This window comes from Paramicrobacterium chengjingii (genome assembly GCF_011751765.2).
Classification (GTDB): Bacteria; Actinomycetota; Actinomycetes; order Actinomycetales; family Microbacteriaceae; genus Paramicrobacterium; species Paramicrobacterium chengjingii.
In genome coordinates this window covers 1,014,504-1,029,956 of the sequence record NZ_CP061169.1, presented here as the reverse complement: position 1 = coordinate 1,029,956, position 15,453 = coordinate 1,014,504, and the positions used below count along the sequence as shown (strand labels likewise).

Genomic DNA, 15,453 nt, shown 5'->3' with positions numbered 1-15,453 from the left:
TCATGACCGAAGAGCCGATGTACATTCCCCGGCCCGATTACCCGCGTCCTCAGTTCCGACGTGAGAACTGGATGAATCTCAACGGAGTCTGGGGGTTCGAGAGCGACCGCAGCGACTCAGGGCTTGAGCGCGGGCTCCGCGACGCGGAACTCTCTGAAGAAATCCTTGTGCCGTTTGCCCCGGAGAGCACACTCTCCGGCATCGGCGACCTCGATTTCCACAATGCTGTGTGGTACCGCCGATCGCTCCACGTGCCTGCGAGTTGGGATGGCAATCGCGTGGTGATCCACTTCGGCGCTGTCGACCACGACGCGACCGTGTGGGTGAATGGCATTGAGGTCGGTCGGCATCGTGGCGGGTTCTCGAGCTTCTCCTTCGATATAACCGACGCCGTTCACTTTGGATCAGAGGTTCCCATCGTGGTGCGTGCACGGGACGAACCCCACGCGCCGCAAGCGCGCGGAAAACAGTCGCGAACATATGCGCCGACGGGCGCCCGCTACTGGCGCACAACGGGCATCTGGCAGACCGTGTGGATGGAGCCGGTTCCAGAAATCGCGATTCGCCGCCCGCGCATCACGCCCAACGTCGCAGCAGGGTCGTTCGACGTCGAGGTGCCTCTATCGGGCACCGCCCGAAATTCACGTGTAATCGCGGTGGTATCGGACGATGATGGTGAAGTCTCACGCGCAGAGGTGCGCGCAGACCTTGATCTCGCTCCTCGACTGACTCTTCCAATCGCCGAAGGACGACAACGCCTGTGGTCCACCGTCGATCCCTTCCTCTACGACGTGCGCTTCGAATTGCGCGGGTCGGATGGGACTCGGCTCGATGTCGTTGACTCGTATGCGGGACTGCGAAGTGTATCTATAACAGGCCGAGCCATCCGTCTGAACGGCGACGTTGTGTTTCAGAAGCTCGTGCTTGACCAGGGGTATTACCCGGAAGGTCTCATGACGGCACCGAGCGACGAAGATTTGATTCACGACATCGAGCTCTCACTTGCTGCCGGTTTCAACGGTGCGCGCCTGCACCAGAAGGTCTTCGAAGAGCGCTTTCTTTACCATGCTGACCGGCTCGGATACCTCGTGTGGGGTGAATTCGGCGACTGGGGCTGCAATTCGGAAGAGGGCGAGGTGAGCAATCAGCAGCCCGACGGGTCGTTCATTCAGGAATGGCTCGAGGTCGTCGAGAGAGATTACTCGCACCCCTCGATCATCGGCTGGTGCCCGATGAACGAGACCTGGCAGGCGTACGGTGATCACATCACGGCGCTCGATGACATCATGCGCGGGATGTTCTTGGCTACAAAGGCCTTTGATACGTCCCGCCCGGTCTTAGACACGTCTGGATACGCTCACCGGGTCCGTGAATCCGACGTGTTCGACAGCCATCAATACGAGCAGGACCCTCAATCTCTCGCGGATCATTTCGCGCGGCTGAGCGAAGGCGACCCGTTTGTTAACCCGTCGCCGACGACCGGTGAATCTTGGTCTATACCCTACGCTGGACAACCATTCTTTGTGAGTGAGTTCGGCGGGATCTGGTGGAACGCCGCCGAGGCGGAGCACGCAGAGGCGAGCGGATGGGGCTATGGCGAGCGAGTTCGCAGCATCGACGAGTTCTACGAACGATTTGAAGGGCAGGTCACCGTGCTCAAGGGCCATGCAGACATGTTTGGCTACTGCTACACACAATTGACGGATGTCTTCCAGGAGCAAAACGGACTGTACAACTTCGACCGCAGCGACAAATTCGACATCGCTCGCATCCGATCTGCGCAGGATGGGCCTGCCGCGATTGAACAGAAGTACACATAACGCGGAATATCGTCACGCGGGCATCGCTGACGGTTGGATTTGGAGAAGGCAATGTCCGCGCTTACTCACAAGCCATAACGCGCTCGAGCAATCGGGACGTGAAGACACGGCGATCACAGCACCCACGCGATAGATTGGGTAAATGAGCTCGCCCGTCGTTGCCCCACCCGCGACCCTGTCCACTCGACAACGGGTGATCGCGGCACACGGCACTTTCGGGCTCTTTGTAGCTTTCGGAGGCGAGGGAGTTCGCAATCTCGCCGGATGGCCCGCGTACGTCACCATCGTGAGTGCCTACACGCTGGCGACTCTCGTTGTGCTGGCGATGGCGCGCCCGAAAGTGTCGCGCCGTGAGCTTCCGAAGGCGCTTATCGCATACCTCGTTCTCGCACTCGTGTCCGTGGCGTGGTCGAACTACCAGGGCGCGACCCTGCTCACATACCTCGGCACGTTCATGTGCACGGTCGTTGGCCTCTACGTCGCGCTGATGTTCACATGGCAACAGGTGCTCACCCGCCTGGCAAATGCGCTCAAATGGATCATCGGGCTTTCCCTCGCGTTCGAGCTATGGGTTTCGCTGTTCATACGAGACATGGTGCTTCCGCTTTCCGGGGGCGTTTATGTGGGAGAAGAGCCGCCGCTCCTCGCCTACTGGTCGCGAAACCTGCTCTTCGAGGGCGGCAAAATTCAGGGCATCCTCGGCAATTCGAATCTGCTGTCGATCTGCGCTCTATTCGCGATCATCGTCGTCGGAATCCAACTCGCAATCGGTTCGGTGCGCGGGCGCTGGGGCTGGCTCTGGATGGCTCTATCGATCGCCGCGTTCCTCCTGACACGATCGAGCACCATCATCGTTGCGGCGATTATCGCGGCACTGGCGCTGCTCGCCGTTGTCATCGCGCGACGAGCGAGCGCACGAGGACGCACGACGCTCTATGCATCCGCTGCCGTGATCGTCGCTGGTGTGATTGCATCCGTGCTTCTTTTCACCGATCAATTGCTCGCAATCTTGGGTAAGAGCGAAGATCTCACCGGACGCACGGAGTTTTGGTCCCGTGTCATTCACCGCGCGTCAGAGCGCCCCTGGTTCGGCTGGGGATACTCAAGTCCGTGGATACCCGGGCAACTCCCCCTTGACGACCCCCTTATTCGCCACGACGTCGTGCAGCTTCATGCTCACAACGCCTGGCTCGACGTCTGGCTGCAGCTCGGAATTCTGGGCGTCGTCATCTTCGCCGCCATCGTTGCATCCCTCCTGTGGCGATCATGGTTCACGGCCATCGACCGCCCCCGCTTCGACCTGCGCACGGATCGTCCGTACTCGGCACTGTCGCTTCTTCCTCTGCTGATCGCTGTCGTTCTTCTGGTGCAGAGCCTCGCCGAGAGCCGCATCCTCATTGAGTCTGGCTGGGTGCTTGTCGTGCTGCTCGTGCTCAAGACGAAGCAAGAGCGAACGATCATCGAAGACGAGGCACCGTGACGGGGCCGGGTGGAAGCAACGGTCGCGCACCTCACGGCTTAGACGACGTTGTCAGCTCTGCACCGTTCGCGCAGGCGTTCACGGTGTGTTCAGTCGGAACGATTTTCGCGATTCCGCTGATCCGCAATCTTCTCGGGTGGCCCGGCGTCGTGGGGGCGTTGTGCACGCTCGTTCTGCTCGCGGGCGTCGTTCTCATCGGGCGACGCCATTACATCGAGTGGCGAGGTTGGTGGCCGCTGTCGATCTTCGCCTTCATGGTCTGGTGTGCGCTCAGCTCCTTCTGGAGTGACTACACGGCCGCTGGCTTCGTGGGCCTCGGTTACCAGATTGCGGTGGCGATCGTCGCGCTCACCATTGCGCTGTCACGTGACATGATCCAGATCGTGCGCGCGGTCGGCGGTGTGCTCCGCGCACTTCTTGCTACGTCGCTCATTCTTGAGATGCTCAGTGGCATCTTCTTCGACATTCCGATTCCGTTCTTGAGCATTGAGGGCAACATCGCCCTGGGAGGCCCGATCCAGGGCATCTTCGTCACACGCAATATGCTCGGACTGATGACGGTCATCGCTCTCATCACGTTCGTGATCGAGTGGCGCACACACTCTGTCGACCGACCGATCGCTTTCGGGTCAATTGCCCTCGCACTGCTGTGTCTGTTGCTGACACAATCGCCCGTCAACCAGCTTTTGATTCTGGTGGTGCTCGTGGCGACGCTCGCCCTGTATTGGCTGCGCAAGTCATCGCCTGAACGACGCACGGTCATTCAGGCCTTTTTGCTGACGATGTCGGTGTTGGGCGTTGTCGCCGTCTATCTGGCACGCAACCTGATCATCCGTTTACTCGATGCTGGCAGCGAGTTCGGCGTGCGCTATCACTTGTGGCGCGCCACCTGGGACCTTGTGAAAGACAACTTTCTCGAGGGCTGGGGCTGGATCGGCGCGTGGCGCAACGATACGTTTCCCTACTTCTTCGTCAATATCCAAGTCGATCGCGTCCACGGGTCCGCGCTCAACGCCTACCTCGACGTCTACATGCAAGTGGGTCTTGTCGGCATCTTCCTGTTCTTGACCCTATGCATCTTTGCGTTCCTGCGGTCGTGGAACCTCGCGTCGAACCGCCGCAGCCTCATCTACACGTGGCCGGCTCTCGTGCTCGTGACGCTACTGGCAGGGTCTGCGGCCGAGAGCCACATCTTGACCGGAACAGGCTGGTTCCTGCTCGTAGTCTGCGCTGCAAAGGCTTCGCAGTCCCAGAGCTGGCGGCAGAAAATCGACAGACATCCGGCAGGGCCTGCGATGCCGTTGAATCACCCGGATCGCATGAACTGAGTAACTAACTACTTGTTCTTCGCTTTGTGCACCTCGAGTGCCTCTTCGACAGGCCCGTCGAAGATCACCTTTCCCTTACGCAACACGATGCCACGTTCGCACAGCCTCTTCACCGTTCCTGTGTCATGGCTCACTACAACCATTGTCTTACCTGCGTCGATGAGCTCTTGAATCTTCTTATTGCACTTTTCACGGAATGGAGCGTCTCCGACGGAGAGGATCTCGTCGACGAGAAGCACATCGAGTTCAGTGTGGATGGCGACCGAAAAGGCCAAGCGCATGAACATTCCCGATGAGTAATGCTTGACCTCTTGGTCGATGAACTCACGGATTCCCGAAAACTCCACGATGTCGTCGAAACGTTCATCGGTCTCGTGTTCCGTCATTCCGAGAATCGCCGCATTCAGATACACATTCTCACGGCCGGAGAGGTCGGGGTGGAACCCAGCACCCACCTCGATGAGCCCGGCAAGACGTCCGCGAACGAGCACATGTCCGGCGTTGGGCTCAAGCACTCCAGAGATGAGCTTGAGCATCGTCGATTTGCCCGATCCATTGTGCCCAAGAATCGCGACCGATTCACCTTCGTCGATGGTGAATGAAACTTCGTCGAGTGCTTGGAACGGGCTCGAACCCACCTTGCGGCCGCGGATTTTACCGATTACAGCCTCTTTCATTGAGTGGCTGTGCCTGATGAGGAACGTCTTGCGGACGTTCTCGACGATGATTCTGGGACGAGATGTGAGTGTGCTCATGCGCTTATAGGTCCTGTGCGAAGTTGCGCTCGAAGCGTCGGAAGACGAGCTGACCGATAATTATCGTGCCGATCGCAATCGCAAATGCCACAACCGCGTAGATCGGGAGAAGTGGCGGCGGTAGCAGGGCGTCTGTAGGTGGATTCGCCTGCGCCCCCGTCGATGTGGAGAACCAAAATCCTTGATGGAAGAACTCCACAGCGACCGTCAGCGGATTACTCATATAAATGTTGAGCAGCCAGGCAGGCGCCTTGTCAGCCAGCATCGTCCATGAATACAGCACCGGAGCCGTCCACGTAGCGAAGGTTCGAATGATCTCCACAAAATTCTGAGCGTCACGGAACGCGACATTTAGTGCCCCGAAAAAGAGGCCGAGTCCCGTCGAGAACAGCACGATCAGAAGCATCCCCAGAACGGCCAGGACCAGCCCCAACATGGAGGGAATCCAGCCGGTCAAGAGAGCGACAGCGATCAGGATCGCTACCTGAGGAAGAAAATGGACGAATGCAACGATCACCGTGGCCACGGGAAACAGCTCTCGCGGGAGATAGATCTTTTTGACGAGAGCTTTATTGCTGACAATTGAGGTTGTCGCGTTGCTAAATGACTCGTTAAAGAGGTTGACGACGACAATTCCAGAGAAGAGGTACACCGGAAAGTTATCAATGCCCCTGTCGAGCCCGATAATGCGACCCATGACGAGGTAGTAGACAAGAAACTGCGCAGCGGGCTTGGCGTATGACCACAGCCAGCCGAAGATAGAGTTTCGGTACCGAGTGGTCACATCTTTCTTGACAAGCACCTTCAAGAGATAGCGTCGAGTGAAGATGTCGAGCACTCCATGACCCCGCCCAGGGGTTCTGAAATCGCTCAAGTCAGCGTTCGTCAATGCATCTACCAATGTCGTCGTGCTCTCGGGTTAAGCTCTGGGGCCAACTGGAATCATAGCGCTGTCTACCTGAAATCGTGCCGGTTGCAGAGTCCTGCCAGCATTTCATGAAACATGGAAGCTAGGCTCAGAGTGGCTTTCGCGCCGCTCGCCTAGATGAAGAGGAGTCACACGCCGCGCATGTGGACCGCACTGCAGAACGTTGTATTCCCGCTTGACCGCGACCCGGATGTCCTTCCTTTGTACTCGGATCCGGAGACGTGGACGACAATCGATGGCCAGAATGTCAAAGTGAGCAATAATGCTCACATTGACAACGTGCTGTCGCGTACGAGAGCACAGGTAACCGCAGGGCGACGCGTTTCCTTCGCGAGCTATTTCAATGCCTTTCCCGCGTCATATTGGCAGCATTGGACGAACGTTAAGCGCGTGCGACTGGAGCTGTCTACGTCAGGTTCTGGGACGGTGCTTATATACCGGTCGAACTCCCAGGGCGCGCAGCAGCGCGTGGAGTCTCGACGTGTGAGTGGCTCCGAAATATCCAGGTTCGATCTCACACTCAAGTCATTCGGCGACGGCGGCTGGTACTGGTTCGAACTCGAGGCAGACAAAGACGATCTCATTCTTGAGCGGGGAACATGGCTCACCGATGCCAAGCAGAAGAGTTCAGGCAAAGCATCGTTAGGGACGACGACGTTTAACAAGCCCGATTATTGCGTGAACACATTAGATGCTCTCGCGCAAAGCCCCGAGGTGCTTGAGGTCATAGACAAGATCTTCATCATCGACCAGGGAACGCAGAAAGTTGCGGATGAAGACGGCTTCTCGACCGTTTCCGACAAGCTTGGCGACCAACTTGAGATCATTACGCAGCCCAACCTCGGCGGCTCCGGAGGCTTCTCCCGCTCCATGGCCGAGACCCTCAAACGCGACGACAGCGATTTTCTCATCCTGCTTGATGACGACGTGAAGATTGAGCCAGAGAGCATTCTCCGCGCTGTCGCATTTGCGCGCCACAGCAAACGACCGAGCATTGTCGGCGGTCACATGTTCGACCTACTCAACCGACCCGTACTACATGCTTTTGCTGAAATCGTCGACGAGAAACCATTTATCTGGAGGCCGCAACATCGGGAGCTCTTCCCTCACGACTTCCGCAACACGAATCTTCGCCAGACGCGTTGGATGCACTCGCGCATGGATGCCGATTACAACGGCTGGTGGTTCTGCCTGATCCCTAAGAAGGTGATTCAAGAAGTTGGGCTCTCACTCCCAGCATTCATCAAGTGGGACGATTCCGAATACAGTCTTCGAGCGCGCAGTAAGGGGTTCCCGACTATCTCGCTTCCCGGAGTTGCACTTTGGCATGTCTCCTGGCTCGACAAAGACGACTCGATCGATTGGCAGGCATATTTTCATGCACGCAATCGACTTGTCGCTGGGCTCCTGCACTCCCGGTTTGCCAAGGGTGGAGGCCTCCTACTCGACAGTTTCCGGCTCGATCTCAAGCATCTGCTCTCGATGCAGTATTACGCGGTGACGTTGCGCCATATGGCACTGCGAGACGTCCTGAGCGGCCCTGACCACATGCACCGCCAGTTGTCGACGCAACTCTCAGTTCTGCGCAACGCAGCGGCGTCGTTCTCCGAGATGACGGTGCTTCGTACCGACGATGAGATCCCACCGACAAATCACGGCAAACAGGTGTTTCCGGTACCGCCGCCGTACTCCTCTGCCCCTGGCCCGCGAGGACTCAGCCTTGCACTTTTTACAACCAAGATGACCCTGCGGCATTGGTTCACGAGCCCAACAGTAGCGAATCGCAAGCGACCGCAAGTTGAGTTGGCCAAGCGCGATGCCACATGGTTCCGTACACCGCACTTTGACAGCGCGCTCATATCTACTGCTGATGGATCCGGCAAGTCGTGGTTCAAACGTGATCGAAACACCTTCCGTCATCTTCTGGCGGAAAGCTTCTCACTCCATCGCCAGCTCCGTGATGGTTGGAGTACGCTCTCTAAGTCGTACCAGAGTGCCCTGCCAGACATCACGTCGGTGGACTCCTGGAACAGCACTTTCGGCAACTAACTACTCGCGTGGCTGTAACGAACCTGAAGCGATTTCGAATGAGCAATTTGCGATGCATCCATTTGCTCGAGCAGATTGTCGAACTCGCACCGCTTCAGCAGGAAGTGAGCTCAGGCCAGATAGACTGACGCTCAATTAGCTGAGCTTTGTACACGAGCTTCACACAGGAAACGGACTGATCTAAGGTATGCGAACAGCCCTCATCGGTTTCACGGGTTTCGTGGGTTCCAACGTCGCCACGCAGTTTGAGTTCGACGATTTCTACAACTCTAAGAACATCTCAGACATTCGAGGGAGGAGCTACGACCTCGTCGTATCAGCAGGCAACCGCGCTGATTCCTTCAGGATCAACAACAATCAGTCAGATGATTTGCGAGAGGTTGATCAACTGGCCGATCACCTCGAAAGGGCCTCGATCGCTGAACTCGTATTAATGTCTACTGTCTGTGTGTACCCGGGAGACACCTCACCCGACGAAAACACTCCACTCTCGCCGACAGGTCTGACACCGTACGGCCAGAACCGTCTTCATCAGGAGAAGCGGCTGAGTTCCGCATTCAAGACTCGTTCAATTCGTCTCCCTCAGCTGTTAGGCAACGGGTTAAAAAAGGGAATCATCTATGACCTCTCGAACAACTATCGTGTTGAGTTCATAAATCCACATGGCCGCTTTCAGTACTACGACATTCGGGACCTCTGGAGCGACGTATCTCTCGCACGGTCCAGTGATCTTGATGCGTTAAACATCGCTACGCCGCCTTTGACGAGCGCAGATGTGGCCCAAGTGTGCTTCGACATTGACATCACGCAACAGACCCCGGACAGCCCAGAGTCTGAGTTCTCCAAGATGTACACGAGAGATATGAGGACAGCGTTCGCAGACCTCTGGGGCGCAGAAGGCCCGTACATCATGTCGCAATCAGCCGAATTCGCCATGATTTCAGACTTTGTGACTTCACAGTCAAGATGAAAGGCACACTATGAGGAAGAATTTCACCGTCTCGGCGATCGTCAACTGCGCGGGAAAGGGCATCAGATTTGGCAGCAACAAGTTGCTTGTCGATGTCGGAAATCAAACAGTACTTGAGAAAACTGTCCGTTGCTTTCTTCTCGACTTCATTGATGAAGTCATTGTCACAGTGAGCGCGGAGAATCACGACATTTACCACAGGATTCTGATTGACGACGCGGGCCTCAATGTCCGCCTCGTAGTTGGCGCTGAAGAGCGGCATCTGTCAGCGATGAACGGGCTCAATGCAACCTCCGGTAATTTCGTCGTGGTGCACGATGGAGTTCGACCATTTACGACACCGGATCTCGTTGCTTCAGTGCTTGATGCAGCCATTGAGAATGACGCGGCGATGCTCGGACTCCCAAGCACGGTCCAGGTGAAGCTTGTCAACGATAAACAGTTCATCACCGGCTCGTTGGAACGCTCGCACAGTTGGCTGGGTCAGACACCTCAAGCGTTCAAGAGGGAACTCCTTGAGACGGCATACGAGAAAGCGATCGCAGACAAGTACAGCCTCGTCAGTGATGACGCTGATCTCGTAGCAGAGTACTGCGGAACGTCAGTGAAGATTATCCATGGCCACGTCGACAACATCAAGATCACGACTCCTCAGGATCTTGAGTTGGCACGTTTGATCGATGTTGAGCGCACAAACACCGGCAGTCGCACGCAACACTAATCGCTTTCGATCACAATGACCAAGATCACTGTAGTCGTCCCAACGTATAAGCCTGGTAAAGGTCTAAATCGCCTCGTGGGCTCTCTCGAGGCGCAAACACTCGAAAGCCAGGAATTCGAGGTCATATTTGTGGACGATGGATCGCCCGATGACACCTTCCCTCGCCTGCGCGAGTTGGAAAGAACTCACGCAAATTTTCGTGTGCTCCAAATACCCAATTCAGGATGGGCCTCAGCCCCACGGAACGTAGGGATTTCCGAGGCGTCTGGCGAGTACATTGCGTTCGTTGATCATGATGACTGCCTTTATCCAGATGCTTTGCGAGCTGCCTACGAGTTTGCACAGCAAAATCATTCAGATGTTCTGAGCGGGAAAGAAGCAAGAACCAATGATGCTTCATGGGGAATAGCGACGTATACCGAAGATATCGGGAACGCCCTGCATCGCAAGGACATCAACTCGCTGATCCCCATGAATCCGCACAAGGTCTATCGTCGGCATTTCCTGAACGATCACAATATCCGATTTCCAGAGGGCCAGAGAGTGCTCTGGGAAGACATCTTCTTCAATATCCAAGTGCTATCAAAGGCCGAGGTCATTAGCGTCATGACGAGCACGCCTTACTATCACTGGGTTCAGACCGCGGGAAGCGGATCGACCACCTTTCGCCGTAGTAATGAAGAATGGTGGAATTCATTACGGAAGATCTTTGACGCCATCTATCGTGACCTCGAAAGCTCTGATTTCGATCTCGAGCGAAACCAGTTACTACTCCACCAATTGAGAACGCGTGTACTCAGTACTTACAATCGGGCGTTTTCTCGCCGCCCAGAATCCGAACGTCAAATGGCGAATGAATTCTGCGCGAGTCTGGTCGCTGATTTTGTTCCTCAAGAGCTCGACCGCGAGCTCGACGCTCGCTCACGTGTTCGCGCTGAGTTGCTTCGTTCGGGGTCTATCGCGGAGCTGGAGTCCTTCTCAGCGTCTGACATGGCACTCGCCGGGACCACTTTCACGACGTCAATCGCGTGGAGTGGCCCTCAGCTCGTCCTGGAGGCAAAAGCAGAATGGTCGCGCCCAGATGGCGAGGCTTGGGTGGAAGTTACGAACGATGGCCAGCGTCTGCTCGCAATTGAACCGTCACTGCGACAGACCGTTTCAACATCCTCCCGCGTCCTCGAAGGTGAGATTCGCGAAACATCGGCCAGAATAGGGATCCGATCGCGGAAGGATCGAATTGTCTGGATGATTCCGACTGAAGGAACGTCAGAATTGGTGCTGAACTCAACCGGTACTATTGCGTCTCTCACGGTTCGTTCCCAACTCGACGTACGTGATGCTGCAAGCGGCTCGCCACTGAGCAATGGTGCGTGGGATGTGAACGGTCGAACGGAGTTTGGCCCAATTCGCCAGCAGACTGCGCTTAAGCACACCGGCATCGCTGACACAGTCGGATTTATTGATGGTCGGAGCGTGCTCGCGTACTGTAATCGTGACGGAGCGCTGAGCCTTGATATAGGCGCGACGACGAAACCGATATGGCCAAATCTGAGTTTTGGTGATGTGACTTCACTTCCTGGAACCATCGAGGCCGACCTGCCGCAGATTCATGTTTTTGGCACACCTGTCGATTTTCGGTTTCGTTACGTTCTTCGCCGGAACAAGTCGCTGATGTCGCGAATTGTCCACAGCTACAAGCTCAATTACCGCTTGGCGCTCTTCCCATTGCTGTCGCGATTCATTCAGGTTCGCTCCGGAAGGTTGCTTTCTCGCCAAGGCCGCGCAGTTCTTGAGATCGCTCGACCTCGTCGACGCGGAACGTACCTGCTCGAAATACTTCCGCAGACTGGAAATGAAAGTGTCCACCTACGCTCAGGAAAGAGAGTGGATAGGCTTGAGCTACATTTGGGTGCGGCTGGCCCCACGCTACGACGGGTTGGAATGCGCAAGTGACGTCTTCACCAAAAGTTTCAGTTGTCATTCCCACCTATTGTTCCGGTGAGCGCATAAATGACGTTGTACGGTCGCTGGACTCACAGAAACTGCCCAAAGCGGAATTTGAAGTTCTTTTTATTGATGACGGTTCCGCCGATGACACAGTCTCCGTCCTGAATCGTATTGCTTCCGCGCGGCCAAATGTTCGCGTATTCGAGTTGGAACACTCCGGATGGCCCAGCACCTCGAGAAACTACGGCATAGAGAAAGCCCGCGGCGAGTACATCCTTTTCATGGATCATGATGATGAGCTCTATCCAGATTCACTCAGCCAAGGTTATGCGTTTGCGTCGAGAAACTCCGCGGACGTTCTGAATGGGAAAGAAGCCCGAACTGATCAGCCCAAATGGGCATTGGACACTTACATCGCTGATTTTGACAACGCAATCGGTCGAACCGACGTACATCCATTGGTTCCAACGAACCCCCACAAGTTGTATCGACGGCAATTTCTGCTTGATAATCGCATCCGATTCCCCGAGGGCAGCCGGGTTCTCTGGGAAGACGTATTTTTTAATTTGGACGTTGCGAAGAATGCAAAAATAATCTCGACGATGACATCCACTCCTTTTTATCACTGGGTGCAACATGGGAATAACACGTCGAGGTCGTTCACGCAGGATCTTCGTGATTATTGGACTGGACTCAGACGAATTTTTGAAGCGACAGCGACGTGTCTCGCCGGGCCAAGCCTCGCTCAGCAGAAAACGCTCATGCTTGCGTATCAATACTCCACGCGTCTCCTCCCAGCGTTAGGACCATCCTTATGGGAGAACGACAAATCTGACATCGAGTTTGCGCTCGTCACCGCCCGTGATCTCATCAATGAGTATCTCCCCGAGACATTCGACGATGATCTTTCTGCGTATGGGAAGGCCCGCGCGCACCTCATTCGCGCTGGCGACTTCAGCTCACTCAAGAAGCTTGTCCGGGTTGACCCAGGCATGTACGGTCTGGCCGTCTGCAATGACGCAGCGTGGCACAATGGCGAGCTTGAGATTAGGAGCACCGCTACGTGGCGAACGTCGGCAGGAAGACCACTCGCTCTGAAATTGACTGATGACGGCCGGATCCTCCGTTCCCTACCATTGGAGCTCGCCGAAGCGCTCGGTGTTGACCTTCTCGATGTGACAGATGATGTCTATGCCGCATGCACAACTATCGGTATCAAGTCCAGGGCGAGCAAGATCACATGGCTGATTCCGACGACTCATCGAGTTGAGGTCTTGGGATCTCATGGCGGACGAGCCGAGGTAACGGTGCGCAGTACCGCAACACTCAATATTGACGACGCCGCATTTGGGGCACCGCTCAAGGCAGGCATCTGGGATTTCAACGCAAAGAATGAGCTTTTCGGCGTGGTCAATCATCGAGGTTTGAGAAGCGAGAAAGTTGTGACGCCTGCCGTAATTCACGGGCGCGCTCTCGAAGCGTATGTCAATAAGAATGGGATGCTGAGCCTCGATATGGATCAGCGCATCCGGACCATTGCACGCCCTAATCGTAATCGGGCAGTACAAGCGAAGTTTTCAGGGTGGAAAGAGTTGAATGTCAGAATCCCACTCAAGAAGCTCACTTTGAGACGAACTCGCCTCGCCTGTTCCTTGCAGCTTGGAGATCAAGCGACCGTCCCCGCTGTAATCGAGAATCGTGGGCGAGGCAATTGTCTCTACGCCACGATCGCTTCAACTCCCGGACGATATTCCATCAAAGTCGGATCGACTACGCAAAACCTGCACGAAACGGGCGCTCAGTTAGTGATTCACAAATTCGGGAGAGCCGAACTTCAGTAACCGACCAATCAGGTAAGAGGGTTCTCATCCCGGAGCCGTTCGAACACAAGATCATAGAGCTCCGCCATGCGTCTATTGTCACGCCGCATTTCATTAAGCTCTGCCCGAAGGTCCCGAACCTGAAGTTCGTACTTCACCAGCAATTCCGCAACAGTCTCGCTTCCTTCATCAAGTTCCGTCAGCAACGTCAAGTTGCGCATCGTCCTCGGCGCTAGTCGCCGTACGAACTTAGCTAGGTACTCCTTCATAGTGCTCAGTACTCCCTCGTCGATCGGAGATCAATTCTCGTCTTCTTCTTGCGAACGGTCACGGCAGCTCGAGTCCTCGTGCCCCACTCGCTTTCTCGCGTTCCGCCCTCGGACACGACACGTGCCTTCAAGCCGAATCGCTTCGCTTCTCGCTTTGCCGCAGGAACCGGATAATGCCACGTTGTCGGATCGGCATGTGTGTATGCTTCGGGCAAATTTGTGTCGAATGTCATGAACGCAAACGCCGGGCCCCGCAACACTTCGCGTATGAATAGATAGACGTTTCGTCGATCAGCGCGCGTGATTCCTTGGATCGAATCCCCCAAGTAGAAATACCAGACCTCGCGCGTCTTGATGAGATCAACCGCGAACTCAAGAAGCGCCCTCCGATCATTCATGTTCACGTACCGGTATTCAATGTCATTGGACGACTCAGCTCGAGCAAGCCGGAGCGCCTCATAGCTGTAATCGATGCCGATCACTTTGTGCCCGGCATTCGCGATCTGCTGAGTAACCGATCCATCTCCGCAGCCCAAATCGACAACATTCGACGACGGCGGTATCAACCCGAGGAATTTAACCGCCGAGGGCTCCCGCTTGAGCGAAACCTTTCGTCGGGACTGTTTCTCAAAGTTCTTCTCCCAATACACTCGCTTCTTGTTGAAGACCCCGAACCAGTTATTAAAGCGACGGCCAGTGCTGCTTGGAGTCTCAAAGACGAATGACGGATCCGGAATTCTCCAGTTTTCACCATATGCGTATGCGAGCCAGGCCTCGGGATTTGCCGGAGCCGGAAGAACGTGTCCATCGATCTCCATCTTCCGCACGGGCAAGAGGTCTTCGCGTTTGACTTCAGGGCCTCTCAGCGCAAAAGGTTGCGAATAGAGCGGAGTACCATCGATGTCCTCTTCAAGGAATCCCGTGAAGATGTCGATGTAATGGTCGGTAGATCCATCGTCTCGAAAGAACGTGACTTGCAGGTGCGTATGACTGTGCCTGACGGGATAGTACCCCTCGCGTTCAAGCTCTCGCTGCATCCTCATGCTTTCAAGACCGATATCGATAGGGCTCTTCTCGTCGCAGAGAAACGCTAGATCAATATCGTCGTCATGTGGCATTAAATGGCCATCTCGCATTGCGCCAAGCAGCGTTCCCCCGACTATGTAGACGGGATAGCCGTATTCATTCAAGGTATCTACGAGCCGCACAGCACTTTCAAGCAACCGCTCTTGCACGCCAGTATCGTCGCCTTCAAAACTTGATCCAAGGCGATTCCATTTGTTGATCGCGAGCCAACGCCCACGTGAGTCGCAAACGGCAACGCGTTCTTTGCTCTGTGAAAAGCGAACTTCTTGAGTAGCGATCG

At 55.6% G+C, this 15,453-nt stretch carries 11 protein-coding genes and 1 pseudogene; 8 read left to right on the top strand and 4 right to left on the bottom strand.

What is annotated here, in order from left to right:
• Window positions 1–2: 2 nt before the first annotated feature.
• The 3 genes from HCR76_RS04975 (at window position 3) to HCR76_RS04965 (ending at window position 4,628) form a co-directional block, all read left to right on the top strand.
• A complete protein-coding gene (locus HCR76_RS04975) occupies window positions 3–1,820 on the top strand; it encodes a glycoside hydrolase family 2 protein (protein WP_198248142.1) in 1,818 nt (605 codons plus the stop codon).
• A 142-nt stretch (window positions 1,821–1,962) separates the two neighbouring features.
• Window positions 1,963–3,300: an O-antigen ligase family protein gene (locus HCR76_RS04970; RefSeq protein WP_166988792.1), complete on the top strand. Its 1,338-nt coding sequence runs from the start codon at window positions 1,963–1,965 to the stop codon at window positions 3,298–3,300.
• Window positions 3,297–4,628 carry an O-antigen ligase family protein gene (locus tag HCR76_RS04965; RefSeq protein WP_244971486.1) on the top strand — a complete coding sequence of 444 codons (1,332 nt, stop codon included), beginning with the start codon at window positions 3,297–3,299 and terminating at the stop codon, window positions 4,626–4,628. Before HCR76_RS04970 ends, HCR76_RS04965 begins: the two co-directional genes overlap by 4 nt.
• 8 nt (window positions 4,629–4,636) lie before the next feature.
• Here HCR76_RS04965 and HCR76_RS04960 read toward each other — a convergent pair.
• Together HCR76_RS04960 and HCR76_RS04955 are read right to left on the bottom strand one after the other, a co-directional pair.
• Window positions 4,637–5,236 (bottom strand): annotated as a pseudogene (locus HCR76_RS04960) (ABC transporter ATP-binding protein); the annotation flags it as partial.
• A gap of 151 nt (window positions 5,237–5,387) precedes the next feature.
• Window positions 5,388–6,257, bottom strand: coding sequence for an ABC transporter permease (locus tag HCR76_RS04955; RefSeq protein WP_244971485.1), 870 nt, complete (start codon window positions 6,255–6,257; stop codon window positions 5,388–5,390).
• Window positions 6,258–6,452: 195 nt separating this feature from the next.
• Here HCR76_RS04955 and HCR76_RS04950 point away from each other — a divergent pair, with 195 nt between their 5' ends.
• From HCR76_RS04950 to HCR76_RS04930, 5 genes are all read left to right on the top strand, one after another.
• Window positions 6,453–8,360 carry a glycosyltransferase gene (locus HCR76_RS04950; RefSeq protein WP_166988786.1) on the top strand — a complete coding sequence of 636 codons (1,908 nt, stop codon included), beginning with the start codon at window positions 6,453–6,455 and terminating at the stop codon, window positions 8,358–8,360.
• A 187-nt stretch (window positions 8,361–8,547) separates the two neighbouring features.
• Window positions 8,548–9,330, top strand: a complete 783-nt coding sequence (locus HCR76_RS04945; RefSeq protein ID WP_166988784.1) for an NAD-dependent epimerase/dehydratase family protein — start codon at window positions 8,548–8,550, stop codon at window positions 9,328–9,330.
• Between the two features lie 10 nt (window positions 9,331–9,340).
• Window positions 9,341–10,051, top strand: a complete 711-nt coding sequence (locus tag HCR76_RS04940) for an IspD/TarI family cytidylyltransferase (protein WP_166988782.1) — start codon at window positions 9,341–9,343, stop codon at window positions 10,049–10,051.
• Window positions 10,052–10,066: 15 nt separating this feature from the next.
• On the top strand, window positions 10,067–12,004 hold the full coding sequence (locus HCR76_RS04935) for a glycosyltransferase family 2 protein (protein WP_166988780.1): 1,938 nt from the start codon (window positions 10,067–10,069) through the stop codon (window positions 12,002–12,004).
• On the top strand, window positions 12,001–13,839 hold the full coding sequence (locus HCR76_RS04930; protein ID WP_166988778.1) for a glycosyltransferase family 2 protein: 1,839 nt from the start codon (window positions 12,001–12,003) through the stop codon (window positions 13,837–13,839). The genes HCR76_RS04935 and HCR76_RS04930 overlap by 4 nt, the downstream gene beginning before the upstream one ends.
• 8 nt (window positions 13,840–13,847) lie before the next feature.
• On the opposite strand, the gene HCR76_RS17680 is transcribed toward HCR76_RS04930, so the two are convergent.
• A complete protein-coding gene (locus HCR76_RS17680) occupies window positions 13,848–14,039 on the bottom strand; it encodes a DUF6752 domain-containing protein (protein WP_350339447.1) in 192 nt (63 codons plus the stop codon).
• 53 nt (window positions 14,040–14,092) lie between these two features.
• Window positions 14,093–15,295: a class I SAM-dependent methyltransferase gene (locus HCR76_RS04925; protein ID WP_280529496.1), complete on the bottom strand. Its 1,203-nt coding sequence runs from the start codon at window positions 15,293–15,295 to the stop codon at window positions 14,093–14,095.
• Window positions 15,296–15,453 lie beyond the last annotated feature (158 nt).